The following is an 18,634-nucleotide window of genomic DNA, read 5'->3' as shown; positions in this document are numbered from 1 at the left end:
GTGGGCACAGACTGCAACTCCGTCGACGGGCCGGCGAGCGCGCCGCATTTCACTTTCGCGCCGCGTCGAGCGCGAGCGGTGGCGACCCATCGCTGGCGCGCGGCGTTCGGCGCGGCCGCAGCGATCGCGCTTGGCGCATGCTCGTTCGGTCCGAGCGGCGAGCCGCCGGCGATGCCCTCGCCCGCCCATTACGGCACCGAGCCGCAGCCCGCGCAAACCGTCGAGGCGCTCGGTGTCGCGCAACGCTTCACTACCGGCGCGCAGCCGGTGCCGCAATGGTGGCGGCTGTTCGGCTCGACGGCGTTGAATGATCTCGTCGAAGAAGGCCTGCGCAACAGCCCGACGCTCGCCGCCGCGGACAAGCACCTGGCCGCCGCGCACGAACAACTGCGCGCGCAGATCGGCGCCACGCTGCTGCCGTCGGTCGATCTGGTCGCGCAGGCCTCGCGCGGACGCGATCTCGGCATTCCGGTTCCCGGCGCGCCGAATACGCTGCTTTACAACGAGTTCATCGGCGTGGTCCAGGCGCAATACACGTTCGATCTGTTCGGCGCGGTGCGCAAGGCCAACGCGGCGCGCTCCGCGCGGGTCGACATCGATGCGTATCAACGCGAAGCCGCGCGCCGCGCGCTGGCCACCAACATCGTCACGGCGACGATCGAGGCGGCGATGCTGCGCGCCGAGATCGATGCGACCGAGCGCCTGATCGTGCTGGCGGGCGATCAGGCTCACGATACCGAACGGCATTACCAGCTCGGGTCGCTGACGCGCGGCGACGTGTCGAATGCGCGGCAAAGCATCGCCGCGCTCCAGGTCAGCGTGGCCGATCTGCGGCAACGGCTGACCGTGACCCGCCACGCGCTTGCGGTGCTGCTCGGCCGCACGCCCGACGCGGCGCCGCCCGAGCCCGATCTGGCGAGCCTGCATTTGCCGCAGGACGTGCCCGTCGTGCTGCCATCGGACCTGTTGCGCTCACGGCCCGATATCGCGGCCGCCGAGGCGGCGCTGAAAGCCGCCGCGAACGATGTCGGCGTCGCCACCGCACAACTCTTTCCGAGCCTGACGCTGAACGCCTCGATGGGACAAGGCGGGTTCAGCTGGCCGCTCGCGCTGTCGGGCGCCGGCGCGATCTGGAGTATCGCCACGACGATGTCGCAAGCGCTGTTTCATGGCGGCGCGCTCATCGCGCAGCGGCGCGCGGCCATCGACACCTATGAGGCCGCCGTGTTCGAGTACAAGCAGACCGTGCTGGCCGCGTTCGAAAACGTCGCCGACACGCTTGCGTCGCTCGAACACGACGCGCAGGCGCTCGAAGCCGCGAGCGGCGCTGCCCGCGACGCACGCGAGACGTTCGACGATGCCACGTCGCGTCACCGGCTCGGCGCGCTGCCCGCTGCCTCCGCTCGCGGCGGCGAGCAGCAGTACGAAGCAGCGAGGCTGGAAGAAATCCGCCTGGTCGGCCGGCGCCTGGCCGATACGGCGACGCTGTTTCAGGCGATGGGCGAGTTGCCGCCGGGCAACACCCAGACACCCGAGCATCTGGCCGGCAAGTGATCCGCGCGCCGCGCCCGACGGCGCGCGCTTGCGTTCAAGCCTGCGGGTTGCCGCGGAACGCCGACAAGATAAGTCAGACCGAGCGGCGAGCCCTGCACCGGCAGCGTGCCGATGTCCCAATCGAAGCTCTGCTGATCCGGAATACTCGCGACCATCTCACGCAATTCGTCGGGGTTGTAGATGCGCAGCATCGACACGATGCCGTCGAACAGACACAGCAGCGGGATCGCCGGCAGCACATAGGTGAGCGCTAGCCGCGACCAGCGAAACGGTCGGATCAGCGGAGTCAGCGCGAGCATCATCAGCGGCATCACCAGGATGAACACGATACCGAGCAGCCGGTGATCCGCACCCTCGACGACGACGATCGCGCGGCGTTTCGTCACAGCGTCGGCGAGGATCGCGCGCGCATCGTCCGGGCGGAAATGGTGGAACGAGTTGAACATCGTGCGCACGCCGTCGAATCTCGATGGCACGTTCATCGCGTCCACCGGTTCGCTCACATACGTGACACAGTCGGTCGACCCGGCTGAGATCCGCTCGTACGCAGCGCGATTGGGATAGAAGTCCGTCAACTGCACCATCACGCGGCCGGACAGCGCGAGCAACGGTGCAAGCGTCTGCCATGGCCCGCCGCCGCCCGAGCACAGATCGACGATCCGGTCGCTGCCAACCCGGCGCATGGCCTCGCGCAGCTTGCCCGCGATCACGTTGAAGCCCTTGTGGGAATTGGCCAGAAAGTGCAGCCAGTCCGTCCCGCCGTCACGGAGGGCGCGTGGGCACCACGGCTGGTCTTCGATTTCGAGCAGATGCAGGCGTCGCATGATTACGCGGGCAACCGAGGTAACTGAAAACCACGCCGCTCGGTCAGCCTTCGCGAGCGGCAACTTACTACCGAAGTTAAACGAGCCAACGCGCGGGCTTCTTTAACGGCATCAATCGACTATACGCCGAGCCGCCCCGCGCCGGCGACGCTCGCCGTTCACATCCCGCATAATGACGACGGATTAGGACTTACCCGCATCAGCCGCCGGACGGCGGCCGGGAGATGAACGATGCAAAACGACAGACCGCCGCCGCGGCGGGTGACATATGAGAAAGGGATCCGGATCGGTGGCTCAGGCTGGTTCGGACGGTTGCTGACCGTCGCCCTGAGCGCGATCCTGTTCGTGGTGGCCGCGACGCTGTCGATCGTGCTGTTCGCCGTGCTGTTCGCGGTCGGCACGGTCGTGGTCGGCTATCTGTGGTGGAAGATGCGCAAGTTGCGCCGGCAGGCGGCCGCGTATGGCGACGACGGCCGCACCGTCGACATGGAGGTCGTTCACAGGGACACGCCCGACGACGACGGCCGCACCATCGACATGGAGGTGGTCCACAAGGACCCGCCCCGCGACGATTCCGCGCCGCGCTGACGATCTGCTCCGCGCCTGTTTCAAGCCGCAAGGGCCGTTTCGACCGCGCTCACGTAGTTGCGAAAGCCGGCCTGCTGTAGCGCCTCGAGCAGCCGCAGCAGTTCATGTCGTGTGGCGTCCGTGAGCGGCGCCCGAAGCGCGAGCGCAAGCGCACGGCCACGCGCCGCGAAAAGCTCGGACCACGGCAACGGTTCGCGCTGCGTATAGGCCTCGAGTGCTTCCACGTAGTGCAGCATGCCGGCCGGATCGCCCGCCCCCAGCATCGCTTCGATGGCGTCGCGGTAAAACCACAGGTGATTGTGGCCGACCGCGCCAAGGCGCAACAGCGCCTCGCCTTCAGCCAGTAGCCGCGTCCGCTCGTCTTTGTCGTCAACCGCGCGGCTCAGCGCGCTCAAGGTCTTTGGTCCGGAAAACTGACTGCCCACCTCGCGTGAGATGGCGAGTGCTTCGCGCAGCGCCGACACCGCTTCGCTGCTGCATCCCTGGTCCAGTAACAGGCGTCCCTGCATCTCCAGGTTCTGCGCCTGGAAGCGGCGCGCACCCAGTTGCCGGATCACGCGCAGTTCCTGCGCCAGATGCTTGCTGGCCGCCTGCACGTCGCCCAATTCCTGGCACGCGAACACCCCCAGCGTCTCCCCCAGCAATTGCGCGCGAGGTTGCCCGATCAACTCGGCGGTGCGGGCGGCGGCGATGGCGTCCTCGCGAGCCGGACCCGCGTCGTTCAGATAGATGCGGCTGAAGCCCTGCATCGACAGATTGGCGACCTCGATGCGGCCGAAGCCGTGCTCCCGGCTCATCGCCACGCATTCGCTGAAATGATGGAACGCGGTGCGCATGCGTCCCTGCGCATACGCCGCATCCGCCAGGCCGCCGAGCGCGCGAGCCTCCGCCTCGGGCAGATGGAGGCGGCGCGCATAGGCGAGACCGCGCTCGTGTTCGGCGCAGCAGGCGTCGATCTTGCCGAGCGGAAACAGGATGTTGCCGCGCAAATAATGGAGGCTTGCCAGCTCGGCCAGCCGGTTGTCCCGCTCCGCGATTCGTTGCGCTTGCGCCAGCAGACCGAGTGCTTCGTCGAGACCCTCGCTGACCCGCAGACCTTCCGCGAGCCCGAGCTGGCAGTCGCATCGGGCGGTGTCGTCGGTGGCGGCGGCGAGTGCGGTGCGGTACGTCGCGATCGATCCCGCAATGTCGCCCAGGTCGCGCTGAAGCTCGCCCTTGCAGCAGCTCAGTGCATGGCGGTCCGCGTCCGACCGCGCGATCTCGATGCCCCGCTCGGCCAGCCGCAGCGCGGCTTCGAAACGATGGGCGGCGCGCTCAGCCACCGCCGCGCCCAGGTAGGCGTGCGGCGCATGCGGGTCTTCGGCGCGATCGAGATGCTGGGCGTGCAACGTGGCATCGCTCTGTGCGAACCATTCGGCCGCGCGCAAATGAAGTTCACGGCGGCGCGCGCGCAACAACGTCGAATAGGCGCTCTCCTGGATCAACGCGTGCGCGAACAGGAAGTCCTCGCCTTCCGGCAGCACCAGTGCGTTGACGAGCAGTCCGGCGCAGACATAGCCAGGATCGTCGACCAGTTCTCGCAGCAGTGCCAGGTCGAAGCGCTGGCCGATCACGGCGGCCGCCTGGAACGCCAGGCGGTCGCGAGGCGCGAGCCGGTCCATCCGCGCGAGCACCAGACTGCGGATCGACGCGGGCACGTTGCTGCCGCTGCCTTCTTCGGCGTTGCGCAGCAGTTGTTCGAGAAACAGCGGATTGCCGCCCGCGCGCTCGATGCAGGCGAGCGCGACACGCTGCGTCGCATCGATGAAATTGCCCGCCAGGCTCAGCGCCTCGTCCTTGCGCAGCGGTCCGAGATCGATCGTGGCGAACGGCGTGTCGCGGCAACGTGCGCGCCAGCCTGCATCGATCGGATCGCCTTCCACGCGCGAAGTCGTCACCAGCAGGCCCGTACCGTTGGCAATGCCCGACGCGAACGCCGACAGGTAGCCGATGACTTCGGCATCGGCCCAATGCAGGTCCTCGACGACGATGAGCGTCGCCGCGTGCGCGCACACGTCCTCGGTCAGCCTCGCGGCGAGCGCCTGCTTGCCGCGCTTGCGCGCGCCGTGGTCCATGGCCTCGTAAATGGTTTGCCATTCGGCGCTCTGCGGGAGGTCGAGGAAGTCGTGCAGAAATACGATCTGCTCGGCCTTGACGATGCCTTCGGCCGCGACCTGCGCGGCGGCGGCCTGCCGTGCCTCACTCGATGCACCGGCCGGCAAGCCGAGCAGGCTGCCGATGATGGTTCGCACCGGGTCCTGGCCCTTGCCGACGCCGAAATCGAGCACGAGGCTTCGATGCAGCGTGAAGCCCTGGGCCTGCGCATGGCGCCGCATCTCGTCGACGAGCCGGGTCTTGCCGATGCCGGCTTCGCCTCGCACATGCACGACGTGCCCCGCGCGCTTTGCCATGCACGCATGCAGGATGCCGTGAAACTGTTCGAGCTCGGCTTCGCGTCCGACGAAATGGCTGTGGCTCGTCCTGACCGGCTCGCTGCCGAGCGCGACGAGGCGCCATGGCCGCACCGGCGTGTCGATGCCCTTGAAGCGCCGCTCGCCGATTGCCTCGCAACTGGCGACGTCGCCCAGCGTGCGCGCCGCGTCGTCGGATAGCCAGGTTTCGCCCGCTGGCGCGGCAGCCACGAGCCGAGCGGCGAGGTTCACCGGATCGCCATGCACGGTGTAGTCCTGCGCGTCGGCGCGGCCCAGCGCGCCCGCGATGACCTCGCCGCTCGCAATGCCGATGTGCGCCTGCAACGCCCGTCCGGTCTGGGTGGCCAGTCGCGCCACGCCGTCGTGAATGTCGAGTGCGGCACGCGCGGCGCGCAGCGTGTCCGTCTCGTGCGAGCGGGGTGCGCCGAACAGCGCCATCACCGCGTCGCCGATGTGCTTGTCGATCGTGCCGCCATAGGCGAGCACGATCCCGTCGACCAGCGCCGTATAGCGTCCGATCAGCGCGCGCAGGTCTTCGGGATCGAGCGAGCGCGACAGCATCGTGTACCCGCACAGATCGGCGAACAGAATCGTGACCTGCCTGCGCTCGTCCGCGGGCACTTCGTGGTCGTCGGCCGTGGCGGGCGACAGCGGCGCCGCTGTCGGTAGCGATGCCGTCGCCGCGGCCAGAATGCGCTTACGGTGGCCGAGCGACTGTACGCCAAGCTCTTTCAGGTCCGCGTCGGTCAGCTGCCCGAGCAGCGACGTGTCGATGTCGTTTGCCGCGAACGCGTGGGCGTACTGCTCGAGCCCGAGGCTCCGCAGCCATTTCTCGATGTCCATGTTCGTCGCCCTGCCTCCGATGCGTGGTCCCGCGGGCAAAAACTCAGACGAATAACGCGCGTGACGGCCGCCGGCGCGAACGGCCCTGAGGTGCGGTGCATTCGCGTGGAGCCGCCAGCTACGAGGCCGATGAATAACCAGTGTAGGTGTCCGATCAGCACGCTGCATCGCGTTTGACAGCCGTTCGAGCCGCGCAGGATACTGGCTGGCGCGCCTCGCGGCGCCCTCGCATTCGACCGGGAATCCACGTGAAGCCGGGCAAGACCGTTTCCGTCTCCGACGTCGCGCTGCGCTCGCGTTTGGCGGGCCTGCCAGGCGACGTGGCGGCGGGCGCCGTTTCGACGCTCGTCATGCTGTGCTATGCGATGAGCCTCGGCACGATGATCTTTAGCGCCGATCTTGCGCGCTACGCGATGCTGGGCGTGCCCACCGCGCTCGTGAGCTGTGTCGTCACGGCGCTGGTGATCGCCTTGACGAGTTCGATGCGCATCAACATCGGCGGCCCCGACAGCAACGCGGCGGCCTTTCTCGCGGGCGTGGCGGCGGGTGTGGCCAGCAGCGTGCGCGCGGACGGCGGCTCACCGCAGACACAGATCCTCACGGTGCTGATCGCCATCGCGCTTTGTTCGGTGATGACGGGCATCGCGCTCTATGCGATCGGCTCGTCCAGGCGCAGCCGCTCGTTGCAGTTCCTGCCCTATCCGGTGCTCGGCGGGTTTCTCGCCGGCACGGGCTACCTGCTGCTCGCCGGGGCGTTCCGCGTGCTGACGGGCCAGCCGCTGGAGTGGCACACGCTCGCGTTGCTCGCGCACCTTCACTGGATCACATGGCTTCCGGCGCTCGTCGTCGGCGTGCTCGCCACGGTGCTGATGCGTACGTGGCAGCACATTGCCGCGTTGCCGCTCACGCTGGCCTTCGGTGTCGTGCTTTTCTACGTTCTGCTACAGGTTGCCGGAATTTCGATCGACGACGCGCGCGGCATGGGTCTGCTGCTGCCGCGCGTCAAGCTGCACCTTGCCGGGCTGCCGGAGCTGCACCTGGCCGCGAGGCTCGGACAGGGCGCCATCGACTGGTCGGCGGTCGGCGCGCATCTTCCCGAGAGTCTGGTGGTGACGTCGGTGTCGGCCGTGACCATCCTGATGAATTCGACGGCGATCGGCACGGCCACCGGAGAGGACATCGACCTCAATCGAGAGATGCGCGCCGCCGGCCTCGCCAATCTCGCGAGCGGGTTGCTGGGCGGCATGGTCGGCTACCAGTCGTTCAATCGCTCGATGCTCAATGCGCGGGTGGGCGCGACGAGCCGGGTGGCGGGCGTGTTCGCGTCGCTTGCGTGCGTGGTCGTGCTCGCCACCTCGCCCGACATCGTGGCGCTGTTTCCGGTCCCGGTGCTGGTCGGCCTCCAACTGTTCATGGGGCTGCGTCTGCTCGTGCATTGGCTCGCGGGCGCCTGGACCAGGCTCAACTGGTATGAGTATCTGCTGGTGCCCGTGATTCTCGGCACGATCGCGGCTTATGGCGTGATCGTCGGCGTGGTCGTGGGCGTCGTTGCGGCATGTGTGATGTTCACGCTGCTCTACGGCCGGGTCGGCTGCATACGCATGGAGTTCGACCTGCGCGCGCGTTCCTCGAATGTGGAGCGCAGCATCGAAGACACCCAGGCGCTGCGTGCCATCGGCTCCCAGGTATGCGGAATGTGCCTGCAAGGCTTCCTCTTTTTCGGCACGGCCAATTCGATTCTGCAGCGCCTGCGGGAACGCTTCAATGCAAACAGTCCCCTGCAAGTCCGTTTCGTCGTGCTGGACTTTGCGGCGACACATGGCATGGATGCTTCGGTATCCATCAGCTTCGTCAAGATCAGGCAACTCTGCGCGGCAAAGAACGCGGACCTCGTGTTGACCGCGCTGCCGCCGCGCTCGCGCGATCTGCTCGAGAAGACCGGCACGCTCAGTCTGAAGATCCATCAATTCGATACGCTCGATGCGGGTCTCGAGTGGATCGAAGACAAACTGCTAGCGTCGAACTCGCTCGCGCTCGCGCATGGCGGCGATCTGCGTGCGATGCTCGAGCCGCATTTCACGGCCAGTGCGTTGAACGGCTTGGTCGCGTGTCTGGAGATGCGTGATCTGCTTTCAGGCCAGGCACTGTTTCGTCATCGCGAGCCGGGCGATGCGCTGTATTTCGTCGAGCAAGGACGTGTCGCGATCTCGCTGCCGCTCGCCGATGGCCGCTCGGCGCGTCTGCGCTCGTTCGGCCCGGGCACGGTAGTGGGGGAAATGGCGGTGTACACGCAGCAGCAGCGCAGCGCGGACGTGATTGCCGAGGCACCGACGCGCGTGTACCGCCTGTCGATCTCCCGGCTGCTCGAACTCGAACAGCAGGACCCGGCAACCGCGCAACAGTTGCATCGGTTTCTCGTGAAGACGATTGCGTTGCGCCTTGCCGTTGCCGATGAGGCGCTACGCGCGGCTTTGTAACTTATGTATGCAGGACCGGCGCATCGCGCGCGATCGTCAGTTGTAGCCCAGGATCGCTGCGGTCGCGACATCCGTGCGGTCGATCGGGTTGCCAGCAAGCAGTACGGTCGGCTCTTTCAACAACAAACGGTATGACGGCACGTAGGTTTCGCTCATCCCAGCCGCATCGCGCGGCTGGCCTTCCTGCGGCTTGCTGTTTTCGGGGTAATTCATCGTTGTCTCCTTCTGGATGGCCGGTGGTCCCGTCACGGATGCGTTCAAAGCAGAAATGACGCATGCGTCCGTTGCGGCGAACCCGCCGGCTTGATATGCATAATTGAGCAAGTTCAATGCCATCGCGGCATCCGTCTGCAACGAAAGCAAGCAAGGGCGGCACCGCGCGCTCGACGAAGTGAATGTCATCCGGCACGCACGTCAAACACATCACAGCGTGAGATATATTTTTCCATAAATACACCGTTATTGCACGGGTATGTCTCCGACTGTCTGGCTCGCCTTTACCGCATGAACATTCGCATGGTACAAACATCGTGTTTGGCAGTTCGGGCTAGCTAATGTAAGCAGGCACACCATGCGGGCAGCGCTGGATCATCCTCGGCGCCATGTCCGCAGAGGAAACCGATGCAAGGACGCTGATGAACGATCCTGCTCACTTCCTTCCTTCATTCGTTTGGCGTGCCGATCGCGACGGCGTCGTCCGCTACGCCAACCCGTGGACATCACGGTATCTCGGCATTCCCGCCCTTGAACTGGTCGGGATGCATTGGAAGACCTTCGTTCATCCCGACGACATCGATCATGTGCTCGACGCAGTGCGGCAGATGCGGGACGGCACGCTGCTCGGCAATGTCGAAGTGCGTCTGCTGCGCGCGGATGGCGAGTATCGCTGGCACGTGTTGCATCTTCAAGCCGAGCGCGACGCGAGTGGCCGCATCGGCGACACGGTGGGCGTCGCGACCGATATCCACGAAGCCCGTCACGCGTGGGCCATGTACGAAGCGAGCGAGCGACGCTTGAAGGCTGCCTTCCACGGCGCTCGCATGGGTGCGTGGGAATGGGACATGAAGCGCCGCGTCGTGCGAATGACCTCGCAACTCGCGGATCTGTACGGGTTTCCACCCGGCACCGATGCGCTTGCGCTATCCGATCTGGAGAACCGGGTCGAACCCGAGTATCGGGCGCTATTCCAGCGGAAGGTCGATGACGCTTTGCAACACGGCGGTCCCTTCGAATTCGACTTCGTGCTGAACGGTGGATCGACTTCACCACGCTGGCTGCGCATGCGCGGCCACGCGGAATACGAGAACGGTACGCTCGCGCATGTGTACGGCGTGACCTTCGACATCAGCAAGCAGCGGGCAGCCGAAGAGCAACTCAGTCTCAGCGAACGGCGTTATCGCGTGCTCGTGGAATCGACGGGCGCACTCGTATGGTCGGCCGAGCCGAACGGCGACATCCGGGCCGCAGGCGAGAACTGGAGCCGCTTCACGGGCGACGGCGTGGTCCGTCTGGAGGACTGGGGATGGCTCAACTACGTTCACCCGGACGACCGCGAGGCGGCAAGGCAAGTGTGGGTCGATGTGCTGCAGCGACGCGCGCCCGCATCGACCATGTTCCGCATGCGGCGTCACGACGGCCAGTACAGGATGATGCACGCCCAGGCGGCGCCCCTGTTCGACAGCCACGGCAAACTCCAGGAGTGGTTCGGCACCTCGACCGATGTGACGCCTCAGTATGAAGCGCAATTGGCGATCGAAGCGCGCAACCTGCGTCTGTCCGTCGCGATGCAGGCGGCGCGGCTGAACATCGTCTGCTTCGACCTGAGCTCGCGCACGCTATCGTTCGAAGAGGGCCACGCACCGCGGATAGACCATGTGCTCAGCTACGACGAGGCGCTGCGCAACGTGCATCCCGACGATCGCGCCATGCTCGAACAATATGTCTGCCGACTGGCCGAAGGCCACGACCCGGTCGCGAACTTCGAATTCCGCTTGCAGAACGCGCACGGAGAACAATGGATGCACGGCAGCGCGCTGCTTCAGCGAGGCGCGGACGGCAAGCCGTTGCGCATCATCGCCAGCGTGATCGACATCACCCAGCGCAAGCAGCTCGAACTGATGCTGCGCGAAACCGATCGCCGCAAGGACGAGTTTCTCGCGATGCTCGCGCACGAACTGCGCAATCCGCTCGCGCCACTACGCACTGCCATCGCATTGCTCGACAAGCAGCCCGGCGCGGTCTCACGCCCCCACGAGCTGATCAACCTGATGCGCCGGCAGGTCGAGCACATGACGCGAATCGTCGACGATCTGCTCGAAGTGTCGCGCATCACCCAAGGCCGCATCGTGCTGCAACTCGAGCCCGTTCTGGTCGGCACGGCCGTCTATCACGCTGTCGAGGCGATCGCGGCGATGGCCGAAGCTCGTCATCAGCAGTTGCACGTCAGTGTTTGCGATCCGACCACGTGGGTATGCGGCGACATCACGCGGATTTCGCAGATCTTCGTCAATATCCTCAACAACGCGAGCAAGTACACGCCGGAGAACGGGCATATCACGGTGAACGTGACGGCCGACGGCGAATGGGTTTCCATCGTCACGCAAGATACCGGCACGGGCATTTCGGCCGAGCTTCTGCCGAAGGTGTTCGAGCTCTTTTCGCAAGGCGAACGCACGCTCGATCGCTCGGATGGCGGCCTCGGCATCGGACTGTCGCTCGTCAAGAAGCTCGTCGAAATGCACAACGGCACGATCGCCGTGCACAGCGACGGCCCCAATCTCGGCACGACGGTGACGGTCCGACTGCCGCGTCTGCACCACCATGAGCGCCATTCGGCGGTCGCGCTGTCGGAGCCCGCGCCGGGGCACGCGCGAACCGCGTTGCACGTGCTAGTCGTCGATGACAATCGCGACGCCGCCGATTCACTCGCGATGCTGTGCGAATCAGAAGGGCATGTGGCCCGCGTCGCGTATTCGTCAGCCGAGGCGCTGGACGCGGCACCGTCTTTTGCGCCGGACGTGGCGTTGCTCGATATCGGCTTGCCCGATATCGACGGATACGCACTGGCGAGGCAGCTTCGCCGCAAAGGCGATGCGAAGCCCTTGCTGATCGCGATCACCGGATACGGTCAGACGGACGACAGGCTGCGCGCACAATCGGCGGGCTTCGACTATCACTTCGTCAAACCCGTCAATATCGACAGCCTGCTGAAGCTGCTTTCGTCGCTGATGGAGGGGCGCTAGAGCGGCTATCCGTCGCTTGCGATGCCGCGCCGCCCCCAACCCATCACCACGTTCCGCTGAATGCCTGCTGCACCTTGACCGGATCGGTCACGCCGTTGGCCACCAGCAACTGCGTCAGCAAGCGCGCCTTCTGCGGATTCAGATCGAGCGATGCGACGAAGCCGCGCTTGTCGTCGTCAACCTCGACGTTCCGGTTCACGAATCCCGACACGAGGCGCGTCGAACGAACCACCACGATGCCTTTTGCCGCCGCGCGATCGAGCGCCGCGAGGGCTTCCTTCGACATGTCACCATCGCCTTCGCCAGCTACGACGATGCCCTTCGCGCCATCGGCGATCGCATGCTCGATCTGGCGGCCATCCATGTTGCTATGCGCATACACGATATCGACGCGCGGTAATTGCCCGTTCGCGGGCAGACTCAGCGCGGTGCGCGTCGCTTGCACCGCCGGCATCACGAAGCGCACACTGGCCGGATCGACATAACCGATCGCGCCCGCGTTCGGCGACGCGAACGCCTGTACCGCCGTGGTATTGGTCTTGGTGATCCAGCGCGGCGCGTGAATCTGATCGTTCATCACGACCATCACGCCCCGGCCACGCGACTGCGGGCTCGCCGCCACTTCGACGGCTTCGTACAGATTGTTGGGGCCGTCGGCGCTGGTGGAACCGCCCGGGCGCATCGAGCCGACCAGTACCACCGGCTTGTCGGAGTGCAGCACGTTGTTCAGGAAGAACGCGGTTTCCTCGATCGTATCGGTGCCGTGCGTAATCACGACGGCGTCGGCCTCGTTGCGCTCGAAAGCCTCGTCGATTCGCCGCGCAAGCTGCAACCAGATCTTGTCGTTCATGTCCTGCGAGCCGACGTTCGAGATCTGCTCCGCGTTGATGCTCGCGAGCTTCTCGATGCCCGGCACGCCGCGCACCAGTTCCTGCCCCTTCACGTTGCCCGAGTTGTAGCCGATTGCCGAGCGCGGATCGGCGGTGCCCGAGATCGTGCCGCCAGTGGCCAGCAGCAGAACGCGCGGCATTGCGGTGACGGCGCTTGCCTGTTGCGATGACGCGTCGGCCGCCTGCGCGCCGGTACCCCCGGCAAGTGCCACAATCAGCAGTGCCGCCGAACCGCAAAGCCGCATTGCTTTTCGATTGATCGTGTTGATGCTCATGTTTCGTCTCCACCATCGTTTAAAAGAGTCGCGTGCGTAAACACGCGACCTGTCACTGGGAAAACCTTCGTCGCTCATTCCGCCGGGGTCATTTTTCTCGGTTGCGTCAGCATGGCCGGTTGAAGGATCTGGTCGAGCTGCGCCTGGCTCAGCAGCCCTTTGTCGATCACGATCTGCGCCACGCTCTTGCCCGACGCGAGCGCTTCCTTCGCGACTTCGGTCGAGTGCGTATAGCCGATGTACGGGTTCAGCGCGGTCACGATGCCGATCGAGTTCTCGACGATCGCGCGCAGCCGTTCGCGATTCGCGGTGATGCCGTCGACGCATTTCGACGCGAGCGTGAGGCACCCCGCGCGCAGATGCGCGACGCTCTTGAACAGGCTGTGCGCGATGATCGGTTCGAACGCGTTGAGCTGCAGCTGACCCGCTTCGGCGGCGAAGCTCACCGTCACATCGTTGCCGATGACTTCGAACGCGATCTGGTTGACGACCTCGGGAATCACCGGATTCACCTTGCCCGGCATGATGCTCGAACCCGCCTGCACCGGCGGCAGGTTGATTTCGCCGAGGCCCGCGCGCGGACCGCTCGAAAGCAGGCGAAGATCGTTGCAGGTCTTCGACAGTTTGACGGCGACGCGCTTCAGTACGCCGGAAAGCTGCACGAACGAGCCGACATCCTGCGTCGCCTCGACCAGGTTCGGTGACGTGGTCAACGCAATACCGGTTATTTCGCTCAGGTGCCTGCAGGCAAGCTGTGCGTATTCCGGATGCGTGTTGATGCCGGTGCCGATCGCGGTCGCGCCGAGGTTGATCTCGCAGATCAGTTGGGCGGCCTCCTTCAGCCGCTCTTCATCTTCGCCGAGCATCACCGCGAAGGTGCTGAACTCCTGGCCGAGCGTCATCGGCACCGCGTCCTGAAGCTGCGTGCGGCCCATCTTCAGGTCGTTGCCGAATTCCACCGCCTTGCGTTCGAACGATGCGCGCAACACGCCCATCGCATCGACGAGTTGCATGATTCCCGCGTACGTGGCGATCTTCAGCGCGGTCGGATAAACGTCGTTGGTGCTCTGGCCGAGATTCACATCCTCGTTCGGATGAAGAACCGCGTATTCGCCGCGCTGTCGCCCGAGATGTTCGAGCGCGAGATTGGCGATCACCTCGTTCGCGTTCATGTTGGTCGACGTGCCCGCGCCGCCCTGAATCACATCAACGACGAAATGCTCGTGCGCGGTGCCTGAGCGCACTTGCCTGCATGCATGCACGATGGCCTGCATCTTCGCCGCGCTCAACAGGCCGAGATCGTGATTCGCAAGCGCGGCGGCTTCTTTCACGCTCGCCAGTGCATTGACGAGGTTCGGATACACGGAGATCGGAAGGCCGGTGATCGGAAAGTTCTGCAGCGCGCGCAGCGTGTGAACGCCGTAATACGCGGTCGCGGGCACGGCGAGATCGCCGAGAAGGTCGTGTTCGATACGTTCGGTCGGTGCAAGCATGAGTTCCTCTCAGGTTCTGAAAACGACACGCGAGCGGGGTCATCCGGCACAGGTCGTGTGCAGGTCCGTCGCGTTACATGGTTGATGCGGTTGGGTTATCGAGGCGGCGCGGTCGCGCAGGCGACGCACTGCTTCGCGAGCACATCGGTCGGATCGACGACGCTCACGCGCGCGCCGTTCGCGCCGATCACATAGGGCTCGCGCAGCAGCAGCGGCAGTTCCGTGCAGCCGAGAACGATCACTTCGACGGCCTCGGCGATCAGTCCGTCGATCGCCGCGGCGAGGTCTTGCTGGCACTGCCCCGAGGTGAATCCGGCCTTCACGCCTTCCTTGCCGTAAATCGCGTCCATCACGCGTGCCTGCAGCGCGAGTGCCGGCACGACCTGCCGCAAGCCCTGCGATTCGAGCGCCTTCTGGTAGACGCCGCTCGCGAGCGTGCCGGAGGTCGCGAGCACGCCGACCGAGCGCAGCGCGGGAAACGACTCGCGCAGATAACGCACGGTCACCGTCAGCATATTGACGATCGGCACGCCGAGATAAGGCTGGATCCGCTCGACGAAGGCATGCGCGGTATTGCACGGGATCGCGATCAGATCCGCGCCGCCCGTTTCGAGTTTCTTGCAGGTCGCGTACAGCGAGATGGTCGGATCGGGTCCATCGCCGATCAGATTCTCCGTGCGATCCGGGATCTGCGGGTTCTGCTCGACGAGCAGCTTGATGTGGTCCTGATCGCGCTGCGCGGGCGTCGCACGCACGATCTTGTGAATGAAATCGACGGTGGCCGCCGGACCCACGCCGCCCACCACGCCGACCTTGAAGATCGTCTCGGGCGTGTGGTACTGACCGGACACGACGTATTGCGCGTAAGCCAGGTTCGAATCGACGAGCGGCACGCGCAACGCACCCAGTTCATCCGCGACCAGCGCGATTTCGGTGAGGCCCGGCACGATGACGTCGGCGCCCTGCACGATCAAATCCTCGCAAGCCGCGCGCAGCAATTCGACCGGACGGCCACGCAGATTGCCGCTCTTCACGCCATCCTCGCCATAGACGGCTTCGGTGACGAAATCAGTGCCGTCGCTGATGCGCGGGTGGATCACTTCGAATTCGGGCGCCGCAAAGTACTTCTCGAACAGACGCTTGCGCCGCGTATAGGCCGATGCGAGCACGCCCACGCGGCGCACCGCGGGAAATCTTCTGCGCACGTGGCTGCGCACCGCATCGACCATATCGACGATCTGCAGCGGCGAATTGGCTTTCAGTTCGTCGATGAACGTATGGCTCAGGAAGCACGGCAGCACGACCGTCGTCACGCCGCGCTTCTCGAAGCTGCTGATCAGATCGAAGATGTACAGCTTGCGCTGCGTCAACGTCTCGCTGTCGGCATCGGCGCTGCGAAACGGCTGCTGCTCGAAGATCGCATCGAAGTGCTCGGCGTCGCGCGTGGCCGGCGTCGATTTGATCAGTTTGAAGAACACGTCGGCACTCGCGAGCGGGCCGAGCCCGCCCACCACGCCGAACTTGCGCGCGCTCGTGGCAGCGGTTGCATCGATGCCGCTCATTTCGTCTCGCCTTCGAACTGGCCGAACGAAGCCGTGGCGATCGCCGCGCGGCGCTGCTGGCGCGCCACGCGCTTGCCTTCCCACTTCGCGATGGCTGCCGTCGCGATGCTGTTGCCGATTACGTTGGTCGCGGTGCGCCCCATGTCGAGGATCTGGTCGATCGCGAGCACCAGCACGACGCCCGATGGCGGCAGATGGAACATCGGCGCCACCGCCGCGACGACCACCACCGAGCCCCGCGCGACGCCCGCCATGCCCTTGCTGCTGACCATCAGCACCAGCAGCATCACGATCTGCGTGCCGATCGGCATGTCGATGCCAAACGCCTGCGCGATGAAGATCGCAGCGAACGCCTGATACATCATCGAGCCGTCGAGATTGAACGCATAGCCGAGCGGCAACGTGAAACCGACCACTTTCTTGTCGACGCCGAATTCCTCCAGCTTCTCCGTCAGGCGCGGATACGCCGCCTCGCTGCTCGCGGTGGAGAACGCCAGCATCGCAGGTTCACGGATCGCCTTGAGCAAGGCCCAGATCGGCTTGCCGAGAAAAGCGTAGCCGGCAAGGATCAACGCCGCCCACAGCAGCGCGAGCCCTGTATAGAAGCTCGCGACGAGCTTGCCGTAGGTGGTCAGCACATCGAGGCCATGCACCGTGATCGCCGAGGCCAGCGCGCCGAACACGCCGAGAGGCGCGAGACGCATCACGTAATCGGTCAGCTTCAGCATGGTGGGCACGAGCCCTTCGACGCCCGCGATCAGCGGCGCGACGCGTGGGTCCGACTTGATCACGCTGAGCACGATGCCGAACAGCACGGAGAAGACGAGGATCTGCAGGATATCGTTGCGCGCCATCGCATCGATGATGCTGGTTGGGAACGCGTGGGTGACGAAGTCCTTGAAGTTGAGGCTGGACGTATTGAGGCCGGTGGCCACGTCAGCGCTCGTCTGAGCCATGTGCAAGCCCGCGCCCGGTTGCAGCAGATTCGCGAGCACGAGGCCGAGCGCGAGCGAGAACAGCGACGCGCACAGGAACCACGCGATCGAGCGCAGCCCGATGCGGCGCACGTCGCTGGTGCCTTCCATGCCGGCCAGACCCGACACGAGCGTGGCGAACACGAGCGGCGCGATGATCATTTTCACGAGCCGCAGGAAGATATCGGTGATGATCGAAAAGTAGCCGGCGATCTCCTTCGCGTGCGCGGCATCGGCCGCGGTGCGATGGCAGACATAACCGACGGCCACGCCGAGCAGCATGCCGGCGAGGATGTAGAGGGTAAGCCGATTCTTCATGTGTCTCCGTCCAGGGATGGCGCACGAACGATCGGCATCGACCGGCGCGCGCTCGGGAATGGCCGGCACATCGCATGCCGATGTACCGCTTTTTGTGTCTGGACGGAATTCTAGAGACGGCAGAACCGCCTTGAATGCTAGTGTTGCATACGGCTATGCAAGTTTCGCATAACGCGGGATAACCCTATCAGCGCTGCTCGGCGGGCCCCGACGAAGCCTGAAGATGCCGCCACAGCGTATCGAGAAGTTCGCTGCGATTCGTCAGGTCACGGTACACGCGCAGCTCCAGTTGCAGTTGCCATTCGGAGCGGCCGGCGGCGACGAGTTCGCCGCTGTCGAGTTCGGCGGCGATCGAGCTCTTCGGCAACCATGCGACGCCCTCGCCTTCCAGCACCAGCTTCTTCACGACCTCGGCCATGTCGGACTCATAGTGAAGATGCAATGCCGGCGACGCTTTGCTCTGCTCCATCAGCAACGCGAAGCAGCGCCCGAAGTAGCTGGTCTCCGTGTAGGCGATGAACGGCATCGGATGCTCGATCACGCCGGGCAGACGGTACACGTGCGCAAGCCGCTGGTTGGGCCTGCATACCGGCATGAAAGTGTCGACGCCCACGGTCACGCATTCGTACCTGGTCGGATCGAGATGCAACGGCAGTTGTGGATGGTGATAAGCGAACATCAGGTCGCAGTTGCCGTTGACCAGCATCAGTATCGAATCGTGCACGTTCGCCGGAATCACGCGCGCGCGCACTTCGCCGACATGCTTCGACAGCGTGCGCAACCACGCGGGCAGGAAGTTGAGCGCGATCGTGTGGCCCGCCGCGATCTGTAGGCTCGTGCCGGCAATGCGCTGTTCGGTGCGAATGATCGCGCGCGTGTCGAACAGCTTGTCGAGGATGTCCTCGACAGCGTCACGAAACAGTTGGCCTGCCGGAGTCAAGGTCGGCGGAAAGCCGCTGCGATCGACGAGATCGGCGCCGACCCATTGCTCGAGCTGCTGAATCCGTCTGCTGAATCCCGACTGCGTGACGTTGCGAAACTCCGCCGCGCGGGAAAAGCTCTGATAGCGGGCGAGCGCGACGAAGTCTTCGATCCACTTGATTTCCATCAGCCATCGGTCTCC

12 protein-coding genes are annotated in these 18,634 nt (G+C 65.1%); 4 read left to right on the top strand and 8 right to left on the bottom strand.

All coding sequences use genetic code 11. The features are described 5' to 3' along the window. Window positions 1-1,554, top strand: a complete 1,554-nt coding sequence (locus AB4Y34_RS33525; RefSeq protein WP_368718480.1) for an efflux transporter outer membrane subunit — start codon at window positions 1-3, stop codon at window positions 1,552-1,554. On the opposite strand, the gene AB4Y34_RS33520 is transcribed toward AB4Y34_RS33525, so the two are convergent. After that, window positions 1,491-2,378, bottom strand: a complete 888-nt coding sequence (locus AB4Y34_RS33520) for a class I SAM-dependent methyltransferase (RefSeq protein ID WP_368718479.1) — start codon at window positions 2,376-2,378, stop codon at window positions 1,491-1,493. The two genes, AB4Y34_RS33525 and AB4Y34_RS33520, sit on opposite strands and share 64 nt — an antisense overlap. Window positions 2,379-2,609: 231 nt before the next feature. On the opposite strand from AB4Y34_RS33520, the gene AB4Y34_RS33515 reads away from it, so the two are divergent. Continuing rightward, a complete protein-coding gene (locus tag AB4Y34_RS33515; RefSeq protein ID WP_176383344.1) occupies window positions 2,610-2,966 on the top strand; it encodes a CPBP family intramembrane glutamic endopeptidase in 357 nt (118 codons plus the stop codon). Window positions 2,967-2,986: 20 nt separating this feature from the next. Here AB4Y34_RS33515 and AB4Y34_RS33510 read toward each other — a convergent pair whose 3' ends face one another. Next, window positions 2,987-6,280, bottom strand: coding sequence for an adenylate/guanylate cyclase domain-containing protein (locus AB4Y34_RS33510; RefSeq protein ID WP_368718478.1), 3,294 nt, complete (start codon window positions 6,278-6,280; stop codon window positions 2,987-2,989). A 248-nt stretch (window positions 6,281-6,528) separates the two neighbouring features. Here AB4Y34_RS33510 and AB4Y34_RS33505 point away from each other — a divergent pair, with 248 nt between their 5' ends. Further along, a complete protein-coding gene (locus AB4Y34_RS33505; RefSeq protein WP_368718477.1) occupies window positions 6,529-8,757 on the top strand; it encodes a SulP family inorganic anion transporter in 2,229 nt (742 codons plus the stop codon). Window positions 8,758-8,793: 36 nt separating this feature from the next. Here the strand turns inward: AB4Y34_RS33505 and AB4Y34_RS33500 are convergent, their stop codons facing one another. Beyond that, window positions 8,794-9,093, bottom strand: a complete 300-nt coding sequence (locus AB4Y34_RS33500; protein ID WP_368718502.1) for a hypothetical protein — start codon at window positions 9,091-9,093, stop codon at window positions 8,794-8,796. Window positions 9,094-9,392: 299 nt separating this feature from the next. On the opposite strand from AB4Y34_RS33500, the gene AB4Y34_RS33495 reads away from it, so the two are divergent. Further along, complete coding sequence (locus AB4Y34_RS33495) at window positions 9,393-11,999, top strand: PAS domain-containing protein (protein ID WP_368718476.1); 2,607 nt, start codon at window positions 9,393-9,395, stop codon at window positions 11,997-11,999. A 43-nt stretch (window positions 12,000-12,042) separates the two neighbouring features. Here the strand turns inward: AB4Y34_RS33495 and AB4Y34_RS33490 are convergent, their stop codons facing one another. The 5 genes from AB4Y34_RS33490 to AB4Y34_RS33470 form a co-directional block, all read right to left on the bottom strand. After that, window positions 12,043-13,164, bottom strand: a complete 1,122-nt coding sequence (locus AB4Y34_RS33490) for an asparaginase (RefSeq protein ID WP_368718475.1) — start codon at window positions 13,162-13,164, stop codon at window positions 12,043-12,045. Window positions 13,165-13,238: 74 nt separating this feature from the next. Beyond that, window positions 13,239-14,657 carry an aspartate ammonia-lyase gene (gene aspA, locus AB4Y34_RS33485; protein ID WP_368718474.1) on the bottom strand — a complete coding sequence of 473 codons (1,419 nt, stop codon included), beginning with the start codon at window positions 14,655-14,657 and terminating at the stop codon, window positions 13,239-13,241. Window positions 14,658-14,752: 95 nt separating this feature from the next. Beyond that, on the bottom strand, window positions 14,753-16,219 hold the full coding sequence (locus tag AB4Y34_RS33480; RefSeq protein ID WP_368718473.1) for an aspartate/glutamate racemase family protein: 1,467 nt from the start codon (window positions 16,217-16,219) through the stop codon (window positions 14,753-14,755). Then, window positions 16,216-17,511 carry a dicarboxylate/amino acid:cation symporter gene (locus tag AB4Y34_RS33475; protein ID WP_368718472.1) on the bottom strand — a complete coding sequence of 432 codons (1,296 nt, stop codon included), beginning with the start codon at window positions 17,509-17,511 and terminating at the stop codon, window positions 16,216-16,218. Before AB4Y34_RS33475 ends, AB4Y34_RS33480 begins: the two co-directional genes overlap by 4 nt. 187 nt (window positions 17,512-17,698) lie before the next feature. After that, window positions 17,699-18,619, bottom strand: coding sequence for a LysR substrate-binding domain-containing protein (locus AB4Y34_RS33470; protein WP_368718471.1), 921 nt, complete (start codon window positions 18,617-18,619; stop codon window positions 17,699-17,701). Window positions 18,620-18,634: the final 15 nt, after the last annotated feature.

The organism is Paraburkholderia sp. BR10954, from assembly GCF_040965775.1.
GTDB classification, from domain to species: domain Bacteria; phylum Pseudomonadota; class Gammaproteobacteria; order Burkholderiales; family Burkholderiaceae; genus Paraburkholderia; species Paraburkholderia youngii.
This window is presented reverse-complemented; position numbering and strand designations above follow the sequence as displayed.

Excerpts from the sequence above, each read along its gene's own strand:
- AB4Y34_RS33520 (WP_368718479.1), bottom strand. The coding sequence starts at position 2,378 with ATGCGACGCCTGCATCTGCTCGAAATCGAAGACCAGCCGTGGTGCCCA.
- AB4Y34_RS33515 (WP_176383344.1), top strand. The coding sequence starts at position 2,610 with ATGCAAAACGACAGACCGCCGCCGCGGCGGGTGACATATGAGAAAGGG.
- AB4Y34_RS33510 (WP_368718478.1), bottom strand. The coding sequence starts at position 6,280 with ATGGACATCGAGAAATGGCTGCGGAGCCTCGGGCTCGAGCAGTACGCC.
- AB4Y34_RS33500 (WP_368718502.1), bottom strand. The coding sequence starts at position 9,093 with ATGGCATTGAACTTGCTCAATTATGCATATCAAGCCGGCGGGTTCGCC.
- AB4Y34_RS33495 (WP_368718476.1), top strand. The coding sequence starts at position 9,393 with ATGAACGATCCTGCTCACTTCCTTCCTTCATTCGTTTGGCGTGCCGAT.
- AB4Y34_RS33490 (WP_368718475.1), bottom strand. The coding sequence starts at position 13,164 with ATGAGCATCAACACGATCAATCGAAAAGCAATGCGGCTTTGCGGTTCG.
- aspA (WP_368718474.1), bottom strand. The coding sequence starts at position 14,657 with ATGCTTGCACCGACCGAACGTATCGAACACGACCTTCTCGGCGATCTC.
- AB4Y34_RS33480 (WP_368718473.1), bottom strand. The coding sequence starts at position 16,219 with ATGAGCGGCATCGATGCAACCGCTGCCACGAGCGCGCGCAAGTTCGGC.
- AB4Y34_RS33475 (WP_368718472.1), bottom strand. The coding sequence starts at position 17,511 with ATGAAGAATCGGCTTACCCTCTACATCCTCGCCGGCATGCTGCTCGGC.
- AB4Y34_RS33470 (WP_368718471.1), bottom strand. The coding sequence starts at position 18,619 with ATGGAAATCAAGTGGATCGAAGACTTCGTCGCGCTCGCCCGCTATCAG.